Annotated in this window: 20 protein-coding genes and 1 pseudogene; 13 read left to right on the top strand and 8 right to left on the bottom strand. The window is 71.1% G+C overall.

What is annotated here, in order from left to right; translation table 11 throughout:
* Positions 1-48 precede the first annotated feature (48 nt).
* Genes srmL through Voc01_RS20075 form a run of 4 tightly spaced genes read left to right on the top strand, consistent with a single transcriptional unit; the run spans position 49 to position 4,066 of the window.
* Positions 49-1,110, top strand: a complete 1,062-nt coding sequence (gene srmL / locus Voc01_RS20090; protein WP_203929003.1) for a PheS-related mystery ligase SrmL — start codon at positions 49-51, stop codon at positions 1,108-1,110.
* 9 nt (positions 1,111-1,119) lie between these two features.
* A complete protein-coding gene (locus Voc01_RS20085) occupies positions 1,120-2,358 on the top strand; it encodes a glycosyltransferase family 4 protein (protein ID WP_203929002.1) in 1,239 nt (412 codons plus the stop codon).
* Positions 2,352-3,056, top strand: coding sequence for a class I SAM-dependent methyltransferase (locus tag Voc01_RS20080; protein WP_203929001.1), 705 nt, complete (start codon positions 2,352-2,354; stop codon positions 3,054-3,056). Before Voc01_RS20085 ends, Voc01_RS20080 begins: the two co-directional genes overlap by 7 nt.
* On the top strand, positions 3,053-4,066 hold the full coding sequence (locus tag Voc01_RS20075; RefSeq protein WP_203929000.1) for a glycoside hydrolase family 15 protein: 1,014 nt from the start codon (positions 3,053-3,055) through the stop codon (positions 4,064-4,066). The genes Voc01_RS20080 and Voc01_RS20075 overlap by 4 nt, the downstream gene beginning before the upstream one ends.
* 1 nt (position 4,067) lies before the next feature.
* Here the strand turns inward: Voc01_RS20075 and Voc01_RS20070 are convergent, their stop codons facing one another.
* The gene (locus Voc01_RS20070) at positions 4,068-5,306 is read right to left on the bottom strand and encodes an acyltransferase family protein (RefSeq protein ID WP_203928999.1); all 1,239 of its coding nucleotides are present in this window, start codon (positions 5,304-5,306) and stop codon (positions 4,068-4,070) included.
* Positions 5,291-5,923, bottom strand: coding sequence for a class I SAM-dependent methyltransferase (locus Voc01_RS20065; protein WP_239160333.1), 633 nt, complete (start codon positions 5,921-5,923; stop codon positions 5,291-5,293). The genes Voc01_RS20070 and Voc01_RS20065 overlap by 16 nt, the downstream gene beginning before the upstream one ends.
* A 25-nt stretch (positions 5,924-5,948) precedes the next feature.
* Between Voc01_RS20065 and amaB the strand changes: the two genes are divergently transcribed.
* Positions 5,949-7,451, top strand: coding sequence for an L-piperidine-6-carboxylate dehydrogenase (gene amaB, locus Voc01_RS20060; RefSeq protein WP_203928998.1), 1,503 nt, complete (start codon positions 5,949-5,951; stop codon positions 7,449-7,451).
* Here the strand turns inward: amaB and Voc01_RS20055 are convergent.
* Positions 7,406-7,753 carry a VOC family protein gene (locus Voc01_RS20055; protein ID WP_203928997.1) on the bottom strand — a complete coding sequence of 116 codons (348 nt, stop codon included), beginning with the start codon at positions 7,751-7,753 and terminating at the stop codon, positions 7,406-7,408. The genes amaB and Voc01_RS20055 overlap by 46 nt on opposite strands.
* A gap of 97 nt (positions 7,754-7,850) precedes the next feature.
* On the bottom strand, positions 7,851-8,852 hold the full coding sequence (locus tag Voc01_RS20050; protein WP_203928996.1) for an EamA family transporter: 1,002 nt from the start codon (positions 8,850-8,852) through the stop codon (positions 7,851-7,853).
* Between the two features lie 24 nt (positions 8,853-8,876).
* Here Voc01_RS20050 and Voc01_RS20045 point away from each other — a divergent pair, with 24 nt between their 5' ends.
* On the top strand, positions 8,877-9,359 hold the full coding sequence (locus Voc01_RS20045; protein ID WP_203928995.1) for an Lrp/AsnC family transcriptional regulator: 483 nt from the start codon (positions 8,877-8,879) through the stop codon (positions 9,357-9,359).
* Here the strand turns inward: Voc01_RS20045 and Voc01_RS20040 are convergent.
* Positions 9,292-9,828 carry a GNAT family N-acetyltransferase gene (locus Voc01_RS20040; RefSeq protein WP_203928994.1) on the bottom strand — a complete coding sequence of 179 codons (537 nt, stop codon included), beginning with the start codon at positions 9,826-9,828 and terminating at the stop codon, positions 9,292-9,294. The genes Voc01_RS20045 and Voc01_RS20040 overlap by 68 nt on opposite strands.
* A 26-nt stretch (positions 9,829-9,854) precedes the next feature.
* Between Voc01_RS20040 and Voc01_RS20035 the strand changes: the two genes are divergently transcribed.
* Positions 9,855-10,313: an NUDIX hydrolase gene (locus tag Voc01_RS20035; protein ID WP_203928993.1), complete on the top strand. Its 459-nt coding sequence runs from the start codon at positions 9,855-9,857 to the stop codon at positions 10,311-10,313.
* Here the strand turns inward: Voc01_RS20035 and Voc01_RS20030 are convergent.
* Positions 10,273-10,644, bottom strand: a complete 372-nt coding sequence (locus tag Voc01_RS20030; RefSeq protein WP_203928992.1) for an acyl-CoA thioesterase — start codon at positions 10,642-10,644, stop codon at positions 10,273-10,275. The genes Voc01_RS20035 and Voc01_RS20030 overlap by 41 nt on opposite strands.
* Positions 10,645-10,708: 64 nt before the next feature.
* Between Voc01_RS20030 and sthA the strand changes: the two genes are divergently transcribed.
* Positions 10,709-12,112 (top strand): Si-specific NAD(P)(+) transhydrogenase, encoded by a 1,404-nt coding sequence (sthA, locus tag Voc01_RS20025; protein WP_203928991.1) that lies wholly within the window; start codon positions 10,709-10,711, stop codon positions 12,110-12,112.
* Here sthA and Voc01_RS20020 read toward each other — a convergent pair.
* Positions 12,024-13,814 (bottom strand): glycosyltransferase 87 family protein, encoded by a 1,791-nt coding sequence (locus tag Voc01_RS20020; RefSeq protein ID WP_203928990.1) that lies wholly within the window; start codon positions 13,812-13,814, stop codon positions 12,024-12,026. The genes sthA and Voc01_RS20020 overlap by 89 nt on opposite strands.
* Before the next feature lie 34 nt (positions 13,815-13,848).
* Entirely contained in the window at positions 13,849-14,415 is a 567-nt protein-coding gene (locus Voc01_RS20015) for a nucleotidyltransferase family protein (protein WP_203928989.1), read from the bottom strand.
* 136 nt (positions 14,416-14,551) lie between these two features.
* Between Voc01_RS20015 and Voc01_RS20010 the strand changes: the two genes are divergently transcribed.
* From Voc01_RS20010 to Voc01_RS19990, 5 genes and pseudogenes are all read left to right on the top strand, one after another.
* Positions 14,552-15,535: a MurR/RpiR family transcriptional regulator gene (locus Voc01_RS20010; protein WP_203928988.1), complete on the top strand. Its 984-nt coding sequence runs from the start codon at positions 14,552-14,554 to the stop codon at positions 15,533-15,535.
* 57 nt (positions 15,536-15,592) lie between these two features.
* Positions 15,593-17,023, top strand: a complete 1,431-nt coding sequence (ngcE, locus tag Voc01_RS20005; protein WP_203928987.1) for an N-acetylglucosamine/diacetylchitobiose ABC transporter substrate-binding protein — start codon at positions 15,593-15,595, stop codon at positions 17,021-17,023.
* A 15-nt stretch (positions 17,024-17,038) separates the two neighbouring features.
* Positions 17,039-17,950 carry a carbohydrate ABC transporter permease gene (locus tag Voc01_RS20000; protein ID WP_203928986.1) on the top strand — a complete coding sequence of 304 codons (912 nt, stop codon included), beginning with the start codon at positions 17,039-17,041 and terminating at the stop codon, positions 17,948-17,950.
* A gap of 16 nt (positions 17,951-17,966) precedes the next feature.
* Positions 17,967-18,911 (top strand): carbohydrate ABC transporter permease, encoded by a 945-nt coding sequence (locus Voc01_RS19995; protein ID WP_203928985.1) that lies wholly within the window; start codon positions 17,967-17,969, stop codon positions 18,909-18,911.
* A 46-nt stretch (positions 18,912-18,957) separates the two neighbouring features.
* Positions 18,958-21,393 (top strand): annotated as a pseudogene (locus Voc01_RS19990) (Tex family protein); the annotation flags it as partial.
* Positions 21,394-21,409 lie beyond the last annotated feature (16 nt).

The following is a 21,409-nucleotide window of genomic DNA, read 5'->3' as shown; positions in this document are numbered from 1 at the left end:
CCGGGGCTTCGCCGATTTCCGAGGCCTTCTCTACCAGCGAGGTGCATCATGCGAGACCTGACCGACCCCACCGCCGGCCCCCACGCCGTCCAGCTCGTCGTCGACACGGTCATCGACGCGCTCGAAGCCGCCTGGAACATCCCGGTGCTGCGGTACCGCGGCGACCCGGTGGTCCCGATCCGCGACCATTACGACCTGCTGCGCTACCCGGCCGACGCGGTGACCCGCAACCGGCGCTACTCCCGCTACGTCGACGCCGACCGGATGCTGCGCGCACACACCACGGCGCACATTCCCGCCCTGCTCCGCGGCCTGCGGGAACCAGAGATCCTGCTGGCCGTTCCCGGAATGTGCTACCGCCGCGACGTCATCGACCGGCACCACGTGGCCGAACCCCACCACCTCGACCTGTGGCGGGTCCGGCGCGCCGGTCCGCCCCTGGGTGAGCGTGACCTGACCGGGATGATCGACGTCGTCGTCGGCGCCCTGCTGCCCGGGCGGCCCGTCACGACGCCGGCCAGCCCACACCCGTACACAGTGGACGGACGCGAGATCTACGCCGACGGCATCGAGATCGGCGAGTGCGGGATCGCCCATCCCGAGGTGCTGACCACCGCCGGTCTTCCGGCGTCGGCGTCCGGCCTGGCGATGGGCCTCGGCCTGGACCGCCTCACGATGCTGGCCAAGGGCGTCGACGACATCAGGCTCCTCCGGTCGCGGGACCCGCGCGTGGCCGGCCAGATGACCGACCTGGCGCCGTACCGCCCGGTGTCGTCGATGCCGCCGGTGCGGCGCGACCTCTCGGTGGCCGTGGCGGCCGACACCGACGCGGAGGTGCTGGGCGACCGGGTGCGCGGGGCCCTGGGTCCCGACGCCGAGAGCCTCGAGGAGGTGGCGGTGCTGAGCGAGACGGTGTACGCCGACCTCCCGGAACCGGCCCGGGACCGGCTGGGCATCCGGGAGGGCCAGAAGAACGTGCTGGTGCGCCTGGTGATCCGGCATCCCGACCGCACCCTGACCACCGCCGAGGCCAACGCGATCCGCGACCGCGTCTACGGCGCCCTGCACGCCGGGACCGTCAAGCTACTCACGGGTAAGAACAGCGGATAGAATCTTGCGGTGCCTGAGGAACCTCTACGGATAGCTCTGCTTTCCTACCGGAGCAAGCCGTTCTGCGGCGGCCAGGGTGTCTACGTGCGCTACCTCTCGCGTGAGCTCGTACGCCTGGGCCACCACGTCGAGGTGTTCTCGGGTCCGCCGTTGCCGCAGCTCGACGACGGCGTCACGCTCACCGAGCTGCGCAGCCTGGACCTGTACCGCGAGCCCGACCCGTTCCGCGTTCCGAAGCTCCGCGAGTTCACCTCGGCCACCGACTGGCTGGAGTGGCTCACGATGTGCACCGGCGCGTTCCCCGAGCCGCTGACGTTCTCCCTGCGGGCGTGGCGGCACCTCCGGAAGAGGAGGAGCGAGTTCGACATCGCGCACGACAACCAGGGGCTGGGCTACGGCCTGCTCGGGCTGAAACGGCTCCTGCCCACCGTGGCGACCGTCCATCACCCGATCACCGTCGACCGCGACATCGAGCTCGCCGCGGCGCCGTCGCGGAAGCGGCGCTTCGCACTGCGGCGCTGGTACGGGTTCACGCGCATGCAGGGCCGTGTGGTGCGCCGGCTGCCGGCGGTGTGCACGGTGTCGGCCACGTCGGAGGAGGAGACGCTGCGGGCGTTCCGTGTCGAGCCGTCGCGGTTGAGCGTCATCGGGGTCGGTGTCGACGACGAGGTGTTCCGGCCGCCGTCGGTCGCGCGGGTCAAGGACCGCATCGTGACCGTGACCAGCGCCGACGTTCCGTTGAAGGGACTCGACGACCTGCTGCACGCGGTGGCGAAGCTGCGCACCGAGCGCGACGTCGAGCTGGTGGTGGTCGGCACGCCCAAGCCCGACGGGCCCGCCGACCGGTCCGTGGGCCGGCTGGGGCTCAAGGACGCGGTGCGGTTCGTGAGCGGACTGTCCGAAGTGGACCTCGCGGCGCTTCTCGGCAGCGCCGAGGTGGCCGTGGTGCCGTCGCGGTTCGAGGGCTTCTCGTTGCCCGCGGTCGAGGCGATGGCGTGCGGCACCGCGCTGGTGGCCACCACGGCGGGCGCGCTGCCGGAGGTGGTCGGCCCCGACGGGCACGCCGCGCTGCACGTGCCGCCGAGTGACCCGGAGGCGCTGGCCGCCGCGATCGGCCGGCTCCTCGGCGACCCGGCGCTCCGGGAGACGCTGGGTGCGAACGGCCGGGAACGCGTTCTCGCCAACTACACCTGGCGGCGCACCGCGCTGTCCACTGTGGACTGGTACCGCAGGGCGCTCGGATGCTGACCGTCGACTACGACCGGCTCGGTGTCCGGCGGGGGATGACGGTGCTCGACCTCGGCTGCGGTGAGGGCCGGCACGCGTTCGAGGCCTACCGGCGTGGCGCGCACGTGGTCGCCGTGGACCTCAGCGCCCGGGACCTCGCGACGACCCGCGAGTGGTGCGCGGCGATCCGCCTCGCCGGTGAGGCGCCGGCCGACGCCAGCGCGGCCGCGGTGCGGGCCGACCTGCGGGCGCTGCCGTTCCCCGACGCCTCGTTCGACCGCGTGATCGCCAGCGAGGTGCTGGAGCACATCCCCGACGACGGTGCGGCGATCGCCGAACTGGCCCGGGTGCTCAAGCCGGGCGGGCGGGCGGCGGTCACCGTGCCCCGCTGGTTCCCGGAGCGGGTGTGCTGGGCGCTGTCCGACGAGTACCACGCCAACGAGGGCGGCCACGTGCGCATCTACCGGGCGTCGGAGCTGTCGGCGAAGCTGGCCGACGTCGGTCTGAAGACGATCGGCCGCGGCCACGCCCACGCGCTGCACAGCCCGTACTGGTGGCTGAAGTGCGCGGCCGACGACAGCGCCGCCGTGCGGGCCTACCACAAGCTGCTGGTGTGGGACATCGTCAAGCGACCCCGGCTGACCCGCTGGGCCGAGAAGGGCCTGAACCCCATGCTGGGCAAGAGTGTCGTGTTGTACGTGCGGAAGCCGACCACGTGACGGTACTCACGGCCGACGCGATTCGGTCCACTGTGGACAGTATCGCCGCCGTACAGACGCCCGACGGCGCCATCCCGTGGTTCCCCGGCGGCGAGCTGGACCCGTGGGACCACGTCGAGGCGGCGATGGCCCTCGACGTCGGCGGCCGGCACGCCGAGGCGCGGGCCGCCTACCGGTGGCTGCACACGCAGCGGCGCGACGGTGGCTGGTGGCCGGCGAAGTACCGCGACGGCGCGCCGGTGTGCGACTTCGGCGAGACCCACCACAGCGCGTACCTCGCGGTCGGGCTGTGGCACCACTTCCTCGCCACCGACGACGAGGGTTTCCTGGTCGAGCTGTGGCCCAGCGTGCGCGAGGCGGCCGACTTCGTGGTGCGGCACCAGGAGTCGTCGGGCGTCGTGCCGTGGGCGGTGCACCCCGTGACGGGCGCCGACCGGGTGGCGCTGCTCACCGGGTCGGCCAGCACGTACCAGGGGCTGCGGTGCGCGTCCGCGATCGCCGAGCACCTCGGCCGTTCCCAGCCCGACTGGGAGCTCGCGGCGGCCGACCTGCAGCAGGCGATCCGGGAGAAGCCGGACCTGTTCGCCGACAAGGGCCGCTACTCGATGGACTGGTACTACCCGGTGCTCGGCGGCGCGGTCCGCGGGCCCGCGGCGCGGGCGCGTCTCGCCGAGCGCTGGGACGAGTTCGTGGTGCCCGGGTTCGGCGTCCGCTGCGTGGCCGACCGGCCCTGGGTCACCGGTGCCGAGACGTGCGAGCTGGCGCTGGCCCTGCACGCCAACGGCGACCCCGACGCGGCGGCGCGGGTGGTCGCCGACATGCAGCACCTGCGCCACGACGACGGCTCCTACTGGACCGGCCTCGTGTTCGACGAGGGGGTCCGCTGGCCGGTCGAGCGGACGACGTGGACGGCGGCGGCCGTGGTGCTCGCGGTCGACGCGTTGGACGGGGAGCACCCGCGCAGCACGATCTTCTCCGGCGAGCCCACCCCGCTGCGCGAGACCGCCTGACTCAGTCGCGGGCCGGGACCGGTACCGGGTCGGGTTCCTCCGCCTCGCGTCGGGTGGGCGGCGCGGGCGGCTCCGCCTCGACCGGCTCCTCGCGCCTGGCCAGGAACGGCGGGGTCCAGTTCTTCATCGACATCGCCGGTTTCTCGACCAGGTGCCACGACGGCACCGCGAGCAGCACCGTGCCGGCCAGCGACAGCAGGATGTACGCCGCCACGCCCCACTCGGCCCAGCCGAGCATCGCGATGCCCTGCTGCACCGGGAACGCGTAGATGTAGATGCCGTACGAGTAGTCGCGCTTGCGGCCGATGCCCTGCAGCCATCCCGGCAGCTTGCAGGACAGCCACACCAGCAGGTACGCGTACGCCGGCTGTCCGATCACCAGGAACCCGCCGAACGCGGCGGACCCGACGAACGCCACCGCGGCCACGGCCGCGACCGCCGGGTGCATCGGGATGCGGTCGCGGTACAGGTGCATGCTCGCGCCGATGAGGAACATGAACACCAGGAACATCAGCGTGGTGATGCCGTACGAGCCGATGACCGGGAACGGGCCGAGCTCGCCGCGGGAGTACATCCCCGTGTTGAGCACCGGTAGCTGGCGGACCCAGTCGGCCACCACGACCAGGTACAGGCCGACGGTCACCAGCAGCACCATGCGTGGGGCGCGACGGAGCGTGCCGGTCCACGCGAGAACGCCGACGAGCACATAGCAGGTCAGCTCGTACTTGAGGGTCCACAGTGACCCGTTGACGGCGCCGCCGCTCGGGTTCGTGGCCCACAGCCCGGAGATCGTGTACTGGTTCATCGTGGTGGTGGCGTTGCGCACGATGTAGTCGAGCGGCCCGTTCGGGTGGTTCCAGTAGCCGGCGAGCGTGTCGCGCTCGTACAGCGCCACGAGCGGCATCAGGAGACACGCGGCCACGACGAGGCACACCCAGAAACCCGGAAAGATCCGGAGGAACCGGTGCCAGGCGTACCGCGGCAGGCTGAACCGCATGCCGCTGGCCGTGATGAGGAACCCCGACAGCACGAAGAACCCGTTGACGCCGAGCCCGCCGAAGTCGAGCTGTCCGCGGGTGAACTCGAAGCCGTAGTTGGGCCGGCCGTAGCCGAGCGGGGCGGCGTGCGCCACGAGCACCGACACCGCGAGCACCAGCCGCAGGAACCCGATGCTGTTGGCCCGCGTCGAGAACTCGGTGGCCAGGGAGCGGGCCGGCCGCCAGGTCAGGACAGTGCGCACGGTCGTACCCTCCGCAACAGGCGCAGGGAGCCGCACCCGGTCAGCTCGGTGAACTCGCCGGACTCTACCGCCTTGCGGTAGATCCGGTGGGGCGCCTGCCCGCCGTCGGCGGGGTCCGGGAACACGTCGTGGATCGCCAGTACGCCGCCGATGGCGACGTGCGGCGCCCACGACGCGTAGTCGCGTTGTGCCGACTCGTCGGTGTGGCTGCCGTCGATGAAGGCGAGGGCGAGGGGACCGGTCCAGAGCGCGGCCAGCGTCTCCCCGCGTGCGACGACCGCCACGACGACGTCCTCCGCGCCTGCCGTGGCGATCGTGTGCCGGAACCCGGGCAGCGTGTCGATCCGCCCGACCGCGGGGTCCACGAGGGACGGGTCGTGGTACTCCCAGCCCGGCTGGTGCTCCTCCGACCCGCGGTGGTGGTCGACGGTCACGACCACGCCGCCGCGCTCGCGGGCCGCGGCGGCGAGGTACAGCGTCGACTTGCCGAGGTAGCTGCCCACCTCCAGCAGCGGGCCGGGGATCGCGTCGCGGGCGGCCGCGTACAGCGCGGCGCCCTCGTCGTCGGGCATGAACCCCGGTGCGGAGCGGGCGGCGGCGAGCAGGTCCTCTGGCACGCACACATGCTGCCAGAATGGGCGGATGGATCTCGCCCACCGGGCCCGCGTAGCGCTCAGCCACTGCCGCGTCGACCTTCCCGACACGACCGGTCCCACGGTGATGGCGCGCACGCCGGTCACCGGGCGGGAGCTGTTCCCGGTCCCCGCGCACGACGCCGCGGCGGTGACCGCCGCGATCGACGCCGCCCACGACGCCTTTCTCACCTGGCGTACGGTGCCGGCTCCGGTGCGTGGCGCGCTGGTGAAGCGGTTCGGTGAGCTGATCACCGAGCACAAGGAGGACCTCGCTGACCTGGTGGGCATCGAGGTCGGGAAGATCCGGTCGGAGGCGCTCGGCGAGGTGCAGGAGATGGTCGACATCTGCGACTTCGCGGTCGGGCTGTCGCGCCAGCTGCAGGGCCGCACGATGCCGTCGGAGCGGCCGGGCCACCGGCTCATGGAGACGTGGCATCCGGCCGGGGTCGTCGGTGTCATCTCCGCGTTCAACTTCCCGGCGGCGGTGTGGTCGTGGAACACCGCGCTGGCGCTCGTGTGCGGCGACACGGTCGTGTGGAAGGCGTCGGAGCTGACGCCGCTGACGTCGTACGCGTGCAGCGCGCTGCTCGCCCGCGCGGCCGGGGAGTGCGGTGCGCCGCCGAACCTCAACGTGCTCGTGGTCGGTGACGCCGAGGCGGCCGCGCCGCTGCTCGACGACCGGCGCGTGGCGGTGGTGAGCGCCACCGGCTCCGAGCGCATGGGCGCCGCGGTCGCGCCGCGGGTCGCGGCCCGCTTCGGCCGCCTGATCCTCGAGCTCGGCGGCAACAACGCGGCGATCGTCACGCCGTCGGCCGACCTCGATCTCGCGGTGCGTGGCATCGTGTTCGCCGCGGCCGGCACGGCGGGGCAGCGCTGCACGTCGATGCGTCGCGTCATCGTGCACGAGAGCCGCGCGGAGGAGCTGGTGTCGCGGCTCGCGGCCGTCTTCGACCGGCTCACCGTCGGCGATCCCTTCGTCGAGGGCACGCTTGTCGGTCCGCTCATCTCCGCGTCCGCGTTCACGAGCATGGGTGACGCGCTGAGCACGGCCACCGCCGACGGTGGCGCCCTGGTAGCGGGCGGGGAGCGCGTCGACGTCCACCCCGACGCCTACTACGCCCGGCCGGCGCTGGTGCGGATGCCGGCGCAGACCGCGCTCGTCCAGCGGGAGACGTTCGCGCCGATCCTGTACGTCCTCACGTACTCGACGTTCGAGGAGGCGGTGGCGCTGCACAACGCGGTGCCGCAGGGCCTGTCGTCCTCGATCTTCACCACCGACCAGCGCGAGGCCGAGCGCTTCCTCGCCGCCGACGGCAGCGACTGCGGAATCGTCAACGTCAACATCGGCACCTCCGGCGCCGAGATCGGCGGCGCGTTCGGGGGCGAGAAGACCACCGGCGGCGGCCGCGAGTCGGGTTCCGACGCGTGGCGCGGCTACATGCGCCGGGCGACGAACACCATCAACTACTCGAGCGAGCTGCCGCTGGCGCAGGGGGTCAACTTCGGGTAGGTGCGCTCCCGCTCGACGGTCGTGCCGAGGCTCCGTGCCCTGGCGATGGTGGCCTCGAGGTCGTCGACCTCCACGTACAGCCGCACCCCGGTGTGCGGCGGTGGCGCGCCCGGTACGGCCCGCTGCAGCCCGCCGATGCCCTTGCCTGTGTGCTGCACCAGCCAGTACGGCCGGTCGAGGTGCTCCTCGAACGCGGGGCTGAACGTCCACCCGAACAGCTCGCCGTAGAACCGCTGACTGCCGGCCGGGTCCGCCGACTCGATCTCCCACCAGACGACGCTGTGCGCGGCCGATTCAAGCACGCGTGGGGATACCCGCCTCGGGACACCCGTCTTGACATAAACGACGCTCTATCCAGTGCGGGGTTCGGGGCCAGGGCTGCACTGGATAGAGCGTCGTCTATTCCAAGGTCCGGTCGGCGCCGGGGCGGGACCCCGGTCCCTCGCCCGCGCCCGTGTCTTCGCCTTTGCCTGTGCCCGTGTCTTCGCCTGTGCCCGTGTCTTTGCCTGCGTCTGTGGCACGGCCGGCGGAGTCGCGGGCGCGATGGAGGGCGACCCCGGCCACCACCAGGGCCACCCCGGCGAGCTCGGGGACGGTCGGGATCTGGGTCAGCACGACCACGCCGATCACGGTGGCGGTCGCCGGGAGGAGGGCGACCATCAGAGCGTAGGTCGCCCGGGGGACGCGGGCCATCGCCGCCTGGTCGCAGACGTACGGGATCACCGACGAGCAGATGCCCACCCCGACGGCCGCCGCCAGGAGGAGGGGATCGGCGAACGCCGGAACGGCGTCGGTGACGCCGACCGGCAGGGCGACGACGGCGGCGACCAGCATCGCGAGGGCCAGGCCGTCGATGCCGTCGCCGTCGTTGCCGGCCATGCGGTGGCCGAGCACGATGTAGAGCGCGAACAGCACCGCGTTCGCCGCCGCCAGGGCGACACCCAGCGGCTCACCCACCAGACGGACGTCCGTGAGCAGGTAGACGCCGCCGACAGCCAGCACCAGCGCGACGGCGTTCCGCGGCGTGCGGGCGGCCAGCGCCGCCAGCGCGATCACGGGCAGGAACTCGATCGCGGCCACCGTGCCCAGCGGCAGCCGGTCGATCGCCAGGTAGAAGACGCTGTTCATCGCCGCCAGCACGACACCCCACGCCACGACGAGCCGGCGGTCGGTCCGACGACGCCAGCCGCGCCACGGCCGGCGCCACGCGGCGAAGACCACCGCGGCCGACGCGATCCGCAGCCACGCGACGCCCAGCGCGTCGATCCGGGTGAACAGCAGCACCGCGAACGCCGGTCCGAGGTAGTGGAAGATCGCGCTCGTGACGAGCCACACAGGGGGAGGAATCCGGTCGGTCATCGGTTCTATCCTTGAAGCCGGCAGCGATTCCCGGAATGCCATGTCGAAGGTGGAAGGGCGGTTCCTGTGACCACTTCGGAGGTCAAATACCGGTCAGACCTTCTCGACGACACGAACCGGCGGATCCTCGCCCTGCTCGCCGCCGATCCGCGGCTCCCGGTGACCGCGTTGGCCCGCCGGGTCGGCATGTCGGCACCGTCGGTGCGTGACCGGGTGACCCGGCTCGAGGAGGCCGGCGTGATCCGCGGCTACCGGCTCGACATCGACCCGGCCGCGCTGGGTCTCCCGGTGGCGGCGTGGGTGCGGGTGCGTCCGGGCCCGGGCCAGCTGGCCCGGCTGACCGAGCTCGCCGCCGCCCGGCCCGAGGTCAGCGAGTGCCACCGCATCTCCGGCGAGGACTGCTTCCTACTGAAGGTGCACGTCGCCGAGATCGCCGCGTTGGAGGGCGTCCTCGACGAGTTTCTGCGGTACGGGCAGACGGTCAGCTCGTTCGTGGTGTCGACGCCGGTGCCGCCGCGTCCGGTGCTGCCGCCACCACCGGCTGGCTGAGCTCGACCTCGTCACGCAGTGGGATGCCGTAGGAGCCGGTCAGGGGGATCTGGGGCTTCAGCGTGCGGCGGGCCTCGTCGACCGCGCCCGGTCGCAGCGCCGACAGCCGGAACCCGCGCCGCTGGTAGAAGCGCAGCGCGTCGACGTTGTCGTTGGTCGTGAGGACCCACAGCGTGTGGCACCCGGCCCGGGCGGCGATCACCTGGACGGCCCGGACCAGCGCGGTGCCGGCACCGCCCCACTGCGACGCGGCGTGCAGCGTGAGGATCTCGCACTCCGGGCCCGCGACGTCGTAGGTGAGCACCCCGGCGATGTCTCTGTCGGGGCCGCCGCCGGGTGCGAACGCGACGACGGCCGGCCGGGCCGTGGCGTCGAGCAGTTCGCCGCGCCGGGCCACCAGGGCCGCCAGATGCCGTTCGAGGAACGCGCGGACGGACTCGTCGCCCGGCGGAAACTCGCGTGTCTCCACGGCGCTCATCATCCAGGATCGGTGGAATGAGCGGTGTCGTGAATCGGGCCCTCTCCGAGCCCGTCGTCTCGTGTGTGTTCGTGTGCCACGACGGCTCCGGCCGGGTCCTGCTGGCGCGGCGCGCGGCCGGCGCCCGCGACGAGCCCGGCACGTGGGACACCGGTGCCGGCGCGCTGGAGCACGGCGAGACGTTCGAGGCGGCGGTGGCCCGGGAGGTGGGCGAGGAGTACGGGGCGCAGCCGCGGAAGGTCGAGCTGATCGGTGTCCGCAATGTTCTGAGGGGACGCCCGACAGCGCACTGGGTGGCCATCGTGTTCGCCGTGGAGGTCGACCCCACGCGGGTTCACATCGCCGAGCCGCACAAGTTCGACCGGCTCGGCTGGTTCGACCCGAACGAGCCGCCGGCGCCCGTCCACTCGCAGTTGAACGCGACCCTGGAGCTGTTCACGACAGCAGGGCACGCACCTCGTCCGGAACCGGGGTAGGTGTGTGGGTGCCGGGCGTCACGCTGATCGCGGTGAGCACCGCGGTGAAGATGCCGCGACCGGCGACCTCGCCACGCATCGTGACGTCGAACGAGGTGCGGCCCCAGCGCGACACCGTGGCCGTCATGTCGACGAGGTCGCCGCGGGTGGCCGGCGCGTCCCACTCGACCAGCACTTTCTTCACCATGTAGTCGAGCGCGCCGGCGGGCAGGGTCGAGTCGAGCCACTGCTCCATCACGTCGTCGACGTACACCAGGTAGTTGGCGTTGAACACGACGCCCTGGAGGTCGCACTCGCCGTACCGCACCCGGATGCGCTGTCGGTACTCCACGATGTTGACCTTAGGTCACCGAAGCGCTGGCGCGGTGTGGCCGTGGCCTGCGACGCTGGTGTCCGTGTATGACTTCGACATCCTCGTGATCGGTTCCGGACCGAGCGGACAGAAGGCGGCGATCGCCGCGACCAAGCTCGGCCGCCGGGTCGGTGTGGTCGATCGGCGCACCATGATCGGTGGCGTGTGCATCAACACCGGCACCATCCCGTCGAAGACGCTACGGGAGGCGGTCCTCTACCTCACCGGTCTCAGCCAGCGCGACATGTACGGCCAGAGCTACCGCGTCAAGGAAGACGTGACGATGGACGACCTCTCGGCCCGTACCCAGCACGTCATCAGCAAGCAAATCGACGTCATCCGCAGCCAGCTCGCCCGCAACCGGGTCCACGTGATCAACGGGACGGCCCGTTTCACCGACCCGCACGCGGTGACGGTCGACGACGGCACCGGTCACGAGTCGAAGTACACCGCGGAAAAAATCATTATCGCGGCCGGCACCCGCCCGGCGCGGCCCGACAGCGTCGCGTTCGACGACCGCATGATCATCGACTCCGACGGCGTGCTCAACCTGCACAAGATCCCGCGGTCGATGGTCGTGGTGGGCGCCGGGGTCATCGGCATCGAGTACGCGTCGATGTTCGCGGCGCTCGGCACGAAGGTCACCGTCGTCGAGCGGCGCACCCGCATGCTCGAGTTCGTCGACCTGGAGATCATCGAGGCGCTCAAGTACCACCTGCGCGACCTCAGCGTGACGTTCCGGTTCGGCGAGGAGGTCGCGAAGGTCGAGCAGCACCAGGGCGGCGCGATCGCGACGCTGGTCAGCGGCAAGCGGATCGCCGCCGACACCGTGATGTACTCGGCCGGCCGGCAGGGCGTCGCCTCCGAGCTGAACCTCGACGCGGCCGGGCTGCAGGGCGACAACCGCGGCCGCATCAAGGTCGACGAGCACTTCCGCACCGACGCGCCGCACATCTACGCGGTCGGTGACGTCATCGGCTTCCCGGCGCTCGCGTCGACGTCGATGGAGCAGGGCCGGATGGCCGCCTACCACGCGTGCGACGAGCCGGTGCACGCGCTCAACGAGCTGCAGCCGATCGGCATCTACACGATCCCCGAGATCAGCTTCGTCGGTAAGACCGAGGACGAGCTGACCGACCAGCAGGTGCCGTTCGAGGTGGGCATCGCCCGCTACCGCGAGCTGGCCCGGGGCCAGATCACCGGTGACTCGCACGGAATGCTCAAGCTGCTGGTCGCGCCCGGCGACCGCACCCTGCTGGGCGTGCACGTGTTCGGTACCGGCGCCACCGAGCTGGTCCACATCGGACAGGCCGTGATGGGCTGCGGCGGCAGCATCGACTACCTCGTCGACGCGGTGTTCAACTACCCGACGCTGGCTGAGTCGTACAAGGTCGCGGCTCTGGACGCGGTGAACAAGATGCGTCATATCGACCGTCTGCACGGGTGAGGTAGGGCAGCAGGAACACCGCCGCCACGGCGGTGAGCCCCTGCACGTTGGTGAGCAGTCCCCAGCCGAGTGCGTTCCCGAGGCTGGGGAAGCTCACCACGAGCACCACGAACCACGCGGTCACCAGCTTCCACCGGCCGGCGGCGGCCAGCGCCGCGATCGGCAGCACGAGCCACACCAGGTGGTGCACCCACGAGATCGGCGAGACCGCCACCGACAGCGCGGCGAGCACGCCGAGCGCCGCCAACCGGTTGCCGTTCCGCTCGCACCGCCAGGCCTGGTAGGTGCCGAACGCCACCAGCAGCACCGCGAGCACCAGCCAGACCTTCTCGGCCGTGTGCGGCGCCACCGCCCGCAGCAGCATGCCCCGCACCGACTGGTTACCCGGAATGTCGTTGGCGCCGAACCGGGTGGTGTCGCGTGAGGACCGGAACAGGTAGTCGCCTGCGCTCGGCCACAGCAGCACGAGACCGACCACTGTGGACCCGGCGACCCACGCCATCGTGCCGCCGAACCGCTTCCACTTGCGGCTGACGAACAGCCACGGCAGGTAGACGGCGGGCGTCAGCTTGACGGCGATCGCCAGCCCGAGCCCCCACCCGCGCGGTCCCCTGCGCTGCACCAGGTCCAGCGCGACCAGCAGCACCAGGAACACACCGACCTGTCCGAACCGCAGGTGGCTGCGCATCGGTGACGACAGCAGGATCGCGGTGACCGTCAGCGGCAGGCCGATGCGGTCGACCACGGGACGCAGCGCCACCGGGGCCAGCGCGACGACCGCGGCCAGCGTGGCGAGCGTCCACAGGGCCTGGGCGAGCCCCAACGGCATGCGCGACAACGGTTCCATCACCAGCGCCGCGAACGGCGGGTACGTGAACGGCATGTCGAAGATGGTGCGGAACGCGTACAGGTTCAGGCCGTCGCCGGCCTCACCGCCCGCGCCGTGGTAGACGAGGAAGTCCTTGAGCCGCTGGTCGGGGGCAGAGGCGAGCAGGAGCCCGATCGGCAGCGCCGCGGCCGCGGCCGGGATCGTCCACGCCCACGGCGATGCCTTGAGCCACGGCGGCATCCGCCACGTGCGGGTGGGCAGTCCGTCCACAGAGGACAGCGCGGTCAGCGCCGTGGCGAGCAGCACGGCGCCGACGATGACCCCGGCGACGGCGTCGGAGAGCCAGTGCATGCCGAGGTACACGCGCGTCGCTCCCACGAGGGCGCCCATCGTGAGGGCGACCACCCAGATCGCGCCGCTGTGCCGGTCCCATAAGGTTTTCCGCAACCGGAGCAGCTGCCACACGACGAGACCCCAACCGAGCACGGCGGCGGCCGAGCGACCGGACGAGAACGTGGTCTCGAGCGTGTATTCGGGCCCCGGGCGGCGGACCGTGGCGAACAGCACCAGTTCCAGCACCTGCCCGGCCGCGAGCGCCAGCACGGGCAGGAACTCGCGCGGCGAGCGCTTCACGGCGGCGATCGCGCACAGCGCCAGGAGAACCGGGTACAGCACGGGGCCGGCGCCGAGCTGGGTGAGCCAGAGGGCGACGCGCACGCCGCCGCTGCGGTCCTGCGCCATGACGAGGTCGCGCACGGCGACGTCGGCGTCGAGCGGCGCACCGTTGCGCGCGGCGACGTACGCCGTGAGGCCGGCGGCCCAGGCGATGGCCAGCCCTACGGCGGCGGGACGGAGCAGCTGCGATCGGAACACGTCGGCAGGGTAGCGAGGGTGTGCACGCTGGGGTTCATGCCGGACCGGGCGCGTCGACGTCCGCCCCGTCGGCGATCCGGTCGCAGGGCACCCGGACGACCGTGTCCGGATTGTTGCGGAGGTAGGCGCGTGCGCCGCTGTCGCCGGTGGCGAGCTCGACGACGCCGGGCCAGTGGTCGCGCCCGAGGAGCACGGGGTGGCCGTCGCGGTCGCCGTAGGTGGCGAGCGCCAGCGCGCCCGGCGCGGCGTGGGTTCCGACCGCGCGGACCGCGTCGGGCGTGATGCCCGGCGTGTCGACGAGCATCACCACGACCGCGGGCGCGGCGGTGGGTCCGAGCGCGGCGAGGCCGGCGCGCAGCGACGAGCCCATGCCGTCGGCCCAGCCGGTGTTCTCGACGATGATCGCGTCGCCGAGGTCGGCCTGCGCCCGGACCTCCGCGGCCGCGGCGCCGATCACGACGACCAGCGGGGCGCACCCGCCGTCGCGCAGCACGCCGAGCGCCCGGTCGACCCACAGCGTTCCACCGTCGCTGACCAGGGCCTTCGGCATTCCGTAGCGGGTGCCGCCGCCCGCGGCGAGCAGTAGTCCGGCTGGCTCCATGGCCCTAAGTAGACCTCCTTGGGAGCGTGCCCACGGGTAACGGTTGTGAAAACTTCGCCCGGGTTCTTGACAAGAGAGGGCTCTCAGTAAGAACTTTTACCAACAACACCGAATGAACGCACCGTGAAGAGGTCCGATGATCGAGCCCGAAGCAGACCAGGTCACCACCGCCAGGACGGCGTTGGTCGACGGGTCGACCGCGGATGGCTCGTTCGGGGCCCGGGACAGCGTGCTGGCCCGGGTCCGGGCCAAGTTACCGGAGTTCACGGGCGCCCTCCAGCGGGTCGCGGAAAACATTCTCAGCGACCCCGCCGGCGCCGCCCGGGCGACCATCGTGGAGTTGGCGGAGCGTAGCGGAACCTCACCGGCCACCATCACGCGGTTCTGCCGCGCGATGGACTTCGAGGGTTACGCCGACCTGCGGCTCGGCATCGCCGCCGAGACCGGTCGGATGACCCGCCGGGCCGGCTGGACGGTCGACATCGGCCGGGAGATCCAGCCGACCGACCCGCTCTCGCGGGTGCTGGGCCAGATCATGGCGGCCGACACGCAGGCCATGAACGACACCGCCGCGCTGCTCGACCTGGCCGAGGTCGAGAAGGCGGCCGCCGCGATCGCCGCGGCGTCCCGCGTGGACATCTACGGCGCCAGCGGCAGCGCGCTGGTCGGCGGCGAGATGCAGTTCTCGCTGCACCGCATCGGCGTCGCGGCGTGGGCGTGGACCGACGTCCACAACGGACTGGCCAGCGCCGCCCTGCTCAAGGCGGGCGACGTGGCTCTCGGGGTGTCGCACAGCGGCCAGACCCGGGAGACCATCGAGATGCTCGCCGAGGCCGGCAGCCACGGCGCCACCACCATCGCACTCACCAGCTTCCCCCGCGCGCCACTGGCGGAGGTCGCCGACATCATCCTGCTCACCGCGTCTCAGGCCACCACCTTCCGGCCCGACGCGCTCTCGGCCCGGCACCCGCAGCTGGTGGTGCTGGACCTTCTGTACATCGCGGTCGCCCAACGCACGCACGACCGCGCGCACGCCGCCTTCCAGCGCACCGCCAAGGCGGTCGCCGGGCACAAGACGGCCCGGGAGTCCCAGGACTCCCGTTTCACCACACCTTCCTGAATCCAACCGAGCTGTTTCAGTCCCCGGTGCGAGCAACACGAGTCGAGGAGACCCACCATGTCCGAAACCCCTGAACCCGGCACGGGTGTCGACCGGCGGAAGCTGCTCGGTCGCACCGCCGCCGCGGGCCTGCTCGCCGTTCCCGGCGTCGGCCTGCTGAGCGGCTGCCTCGGCAGCAACGACGACGACGGCGGCGACCAGGCCGAAGGCGAGAAGACCGCCGCCAACCCCCTGGGGGTCAAGGAGGACGCCGAGCTCGAGGTCGTCATCTTCAACGGCGGCCTGGGCACCAAGTACGCCACCGACGTGCACATCCCGTCGTACAAGAAGTCGTTCCCCAAGGCGAACGTGAAGTTCTCGCAGGCGGAGGAGATCTCCACCGTCGTGCAGCCGCGGTTCGCCGGTGGCAACCCGCCGGACATGGTGAACAACGCCGGCTCGAAGCTCATGGACATGGGCGCGCTGGTGGCGGAGGGCCAGGCCGCGGACCTCACCGACCTTTTCGAGGCGGAGGCGCTCGGCGGTGGCGGCAAGGTCAAGGACACGCTGCTGCCCGGCACCATCGAGCAGGGCACGTTCAACGGCAAGCCGTACGTGCTGCAGTACGCCTACACCGTGTTCGGCCTCTGGTACGACAGCGAGCTGTTCAAGAAGAACAACTGGGCGCCGGCCAAGACGTGGGCCGATTTCACCGCGCTGCTCGACAAGATGAAGGCGCAGGGCATCACGCCGTACGCGTACGCCGGTGCGAACGCCGCGTACTACCAGTACCTGGTGATCCTCACCAGCGCCGCGAAGATCGGCGGGGCCGACGTTCTCAAGAACATCGACAACCTCGAGCCGAACGCGTGGAAGTCCGACGCCGTGAAGCAGGCCGCCACCGCGTGGGCCGAGATCGGCGCCAAGTACATGAACAAGGCCAACCTCGGCCAGAAGCACACCGAGGTGCAGCTGCAGCAGAACCAGAGCAAGGTCGGGTTCTACCCGAGCGGGTCGTGGCTGGAGAACGAGCAGGCCAAGGAGACCCCGCCCACGTTCAAGTACGCGGTCATGCCGGTCCCGAGCGTCACCGGGTCGGACAAGCTGCCGAACACCGCGATCTACGCCGCGGCCGGCGAGATGTACTTCGCCTCGGCCAAGGGCAAGAACCCGCGCGGCGGCATGGAGTACCTGCGGCACATGCTCTCCAAGGAGGGCGCGCGCGGCTTCACCGAGCTCACCAAGGTGGCGACCGTGGTCAAGGGCGCGGCCGACGGCCTGACGATCTCGCCCGGGTTCACCAGCGCCCAGGAGCTCACGAAGGCCGCCGGCGACAACGCGTTCTCGTTCCGGTGGGACTCGTGGTACAAGAAGCTGGACGACGAGTGCCGCGCCGCCACCAACGAGCTGATGTTCAACGGTGGTACGGCTGACAAGTTCTGCGACCGGATGCAGAAGGTCGCCGACGAGGTCAAGAACGACTCTTCCATCCAGAAGTTCAAGCGCTGAATCTGGAGTGACCGCATGCGGCGCGGCAAGTATCCCTTCGTCATCGGGTTCCTGTTCGTCCCGGTAACGCTCTACGTCACGTACGTCATCGTCCCGTACGTCCAGGCCTTCAACCTGGCGATGACGAACTGGCGCGGGGTGAGCCCCAACGTGAAGTACGTCGGGCTCGAGAACTTCGAACGTCTACTCAGGGACGACACGTTCTGGAGCGCGGTCGGGCACCACGGGATCCTGCTCGTCGTCATGCCACTGGTCACGATCCTCATCGCGCTGTTCTTCGCGTTCATGTTGAACGTGGGGGGCGGCAGCCGCGGTGGCGAGATGCGTGGGATCTGGGGGTCGAAGTTCTACCGGCTGGTGTTCTTCTTCCCCCAGCTCCTCGCCGTCGTCATCGTCGGCGTCATCTTCGGGCGGGTGTACGCGCCCGACGAGAGCGGCCTGCTCAACGGCATGCTGGGCGGGGTCGGCGTCGACCCCATCCTGTTCATGGCAGACAAGAACATCGCGCTGTACGCGATCATCGCGGTGCTCGTCTGGCAGGCCGTCGGGTTCTACGTCGTGCTGTTCTCCGCCGGCATGGCGTCGGTGCCGAAGGAGATCCTCGAGGCCGCGATGATCGACGGCGCCAGCCGGTTCAGCCTGTTCTTCCGGGTGACCCTCCCACTGCTGTGGGACACCCTGCAGGTGGCCTGGGTGTACCTCGGCATCGCGGCGTTCGACGCGTTCGCGATCGTCCAGGTGCTCTCGGTCGACGAGGGCGGACCGGACAACGCCACGACGGTCCTCGGGATGGAGATCTACAAGAGCGCGTTCCGGGAGTACCAGATGGGCTACGCCTCCGCGATGGGTGTGGCGCTGTTCTTCCTGACGCTGACCTTCGCGGCGCTCACCCTGCGGGTGACCCGTCGCGAGACGATCGAGCTGTGAACGGGACGGCAAGCTGATGGCCACAGGTCTCGACCGGCGACCGACCGGCGCGAATGTTTCTCACCACACGCGGCGCGGGTCCCGCAGGCCGAAGTCGGTGCGGCAGGAGGTCAGCTTCTTCTCGACGCTGGCGCACGTCGCCCTGGCGGTCTGGGCGGTGGCGGTGATCGCGCCGCTGCTGTGGACGATGCTGGCGGCGTTCAAGACGAACACCGAGATCTTCATCGACAGCCCGTTCTCGCTGCCGGAGTCGTTCGGCTTCGACGCGTTCAAGCGGGCCTGGACCGACGCGAACATCGGGCGGTACTTCCTCAACAGCGTGGTCGTGGTGGCGCTGAGCACGACCGGCACGATGGTGTTCGGGTCGATGGCCGCCTACGTGCTGGCCCGGTACAGGTTCTTCGGTAACCGGTTCATCTACTACCTGTTCGTCTCGGGTCTCGCGTTCCCGGTGTTCCTCGCGCTCGTGCCGCTGTTCCTCATCGTGCGCAACATCGGACAGTCGATCCCGTTCCTCGGGCTGAACACGTTCGGGGGCCTGATCCTCGTCTACATCGCGTACTCGCTGCCGTTCACCGTGTTCTTCCTGGCGGCGTTCTTCAAGACGCTGCCGGGCTCGGTGGCCGAGGCGGCGATGATGGACGGCGCGTCGCACACGCGCACGTTCTTCAGCGTGATGCTGCCCATGGCCAAGCCCGGTCTGATCAGCATCACGATCTTCAACATCATCGGGCAGTGGAACCAGTACATCCTGCCGGTGACCCTCATGCAGGGCGACGGCGGCGACGACAAGTACCTGCTCACGCAGGGCATCGCCCGCATCTCGGTGGCCGCCGGCTACGAGGCCGACTGGGCCGCCCTGTTCGCGGCGCTCACCCTGTCGATCCTACCGATGATCATCGTGTACGCGTTCTTCCAGCGCCAGATCCAGGCGGGTCTCACCGCCGGTGCGGTGAAGTAACCCTCCTGCGTTCCGGGCCCGGGGCCTGACCGGGCAGAATGTCTCCGTGCTTTCCATCGAGCAGCGGATCGCCGAGGAGATCGGTGTCCGCGAGAACCAGGTGCGTGCGGCTGTCGGTCTCCTCGACGAGGGGTCCACGGTCCCGTTCATCGCGCGGTACCGCAAGGAAGTGACCGGCAGCCTCGACGACGCGCAGCTGCGCACGCTCGAGGAGCGGCTGCGGTACCTGCGCGAGCTCGACGAGCGGCGGGCCGCGATCCTGGAGTCGATCCGCGGCCAGGGCAAGCTCGACGACGAGCTGCAGGCGCAGATCCTCGCGGCCGACTCGAAGGCCCGCCTCGAGGACATCTACCTGCCGTACAAGCCGAAGCGGCGCACCCGGGCGATGATCGCCCGGGAGGCCGGGCTGGAGCCGCTGGCCGACGCCCTCCTGGCGGATCCCTCCCTGGACCCCCCGACGGCCGCTCTCGAGTACGTCTCCAAGGAGCGCGGGGTGGCCGACGCCGCGGCGGCCCTGGAAGGCGCCCGGTTCATCCTCGTGGAGCGGTTTGCCGAGGAGGCCGACCTCATCGGCGAGCTGCGTGAGCAGATGTGGGAGCGGGGCCGGCTCACCTCCCGCGTGCGCGAGGGCAAGGAGGAGGCCGGCGCGAAGTTCTCCGACTACTTCGACTACGCCGAGCCGTTCACCCGCCTGCCGTCGCACCGCATCCTCGCCGCGTTCCGCGGTGAGAAGGAGGAGATCCTCGACCTGATCATGGAGCCGGAGATCGTCGACGACCCCGTCGCGGCGATGGCGGCCGGCCCCAACTGGTTCGAGCGGCGCATCGCCACCTACTTCAACGTCTCCGAGCAGGGCCGGCCGGGCGACAAGTGGCTGCTCGACACGGTCCGCTGGGCCTGGCGCACCCGCATCCTCGTGCACCTGGGCATCGACCTGCGGTCGCGGCTGTGGCAGCAGGCGGAGGACGAGGCGGTGCGCGTCTTCGCCACCAACCTGCGTGACCTGCTGCTGGCGGCGCCGGCCGGCACGCGTCCCACCATGGGCCTCGACCCCGGACTGCGTACCGGTGTGAAGGTCGCGGTGGTCGACGGCACCGGCAAGGTGGTCGCCACCGACACGGTCTACCCGCACCCGCCCGCGCGGCGGTGGGACGAGTCGCTGGAGAAGCTGGCGCGGCTGGCGGTCGCGTTCAACGTCGACCTGATCGCGATCGGCAACGGCACGGCGTCGCGCGAGACCGACAAGCTGGCCGGCGAGCTGGTGAAGCTGCTGCCCGACCAGGGGATGACGAAGGTCGTCGTGTCGGAGGCCGGCGCGTCGGTGTACTCCGCGTCGGCGTACGCGTCGCAGGAGCTGCCCGGGCTCGACGTGTCGCTGCGCGGCGCGGTGTCGATCGCACGGCGGCTCCAGGACCCGCTGGCGGAGCTCGTCAAGATCGACCCGAAGTCGATCGGCGTCGGCCAGTACCAGCACGACCTCGCCGAGGCGAAGCTGTCCCGGTCGCTCGACGCGGTGGTCGAGGACTGCGTGAACGGCGTCGGCGTCGACGTGAACACCGCCTCGGCGCCGCTGCTCACCCGCGTGTCGGGCATCGGCGGCACGCTCGCGCAGAGCATCGTGAACCACCGCGACCAGAACGGGCCGTTCCGGTCGCGTTCGGCTCTGAAGGAGGTGGCGCGGCTCGGCCCGAAGGCGTTCGAGCAGTGCGCGGGCTTCCTGCGCATCCCCAACGGCGACGACCCGCTCGACGCGTCGGCGGTGCACCCGGAGTCGTACCCGGTGGTGCGGCGCATCATCGAGTCCACCGGCAGCGACCTGCGCACGCTCATCGGCAACACGGCCGTGCTGCGCACGCTCGCGCCGACCGAGTTCGTCGACGACACGTTCGGGCTGCCGACGGTCACCGACATCCTGAAGGAGCTCGAGAAGCCGGGCCGCGACCCGCGGCCGGCGTTCAAGACCGCGGTGTTCGCCGAGGGTGTCGAGAAGCTCGACGACCTGACGCCGGGCATGCTGCTCGAGGGCGTCGTCACCAACGTGGCGGCGTTCGGCGCGTTCGTCGACGTCGGTGTGCACCAGGACGGGCTCGTGCACGTGTCGGCGATGTCGCGCACGTTCGTCCGCGACCCGCGTGACGTGGCGAAGCCCGGCGACATCGTGCGGGTGAAGGTGCTCGAGGTCGACGCCGCCCGCAAGCGCATCTCGCTGACCCTGCGCGTCGACGACGAGGCCACGGCCGACGCGGCCGCACCGGCCCAGCGCGGTCGCGGCGGTCAGCGCGGTCCGGGCGGTGCGCGTGAGGGCGGACCGGGCAGCGCGCGCGACGGCGGCCCGGGTGGCGCCCGCGATGGTGGTGCGGGCGGTCGCAACCGTGGTCCGGGCGGGCGTCCCGGTGGACCGGGCGGGCCCGGCACCGGACGCCGCGACGGCGCGGGTTCCGCTGGCGCGGGTTCTGCCGGCGCGGGCGCTCGGCGCGACGGCGCGGGTGCGCGGGACT

The sequence above is a fragment of the Virgisporangium ochraceum genome (assembly GCF_016863655.1).
GTDB classification, from domain to species: Bacteria; Actinomycetota; Actinomycetes; order Mycobacteriales; family Micromonosporaceae; genus Virgisporangium; species Virgisporangium ochraceum.
Note: the sequence above shows the minus strand (reverse complement) of the source record. Positions and strands in the feature narration are given on the sequence as shown.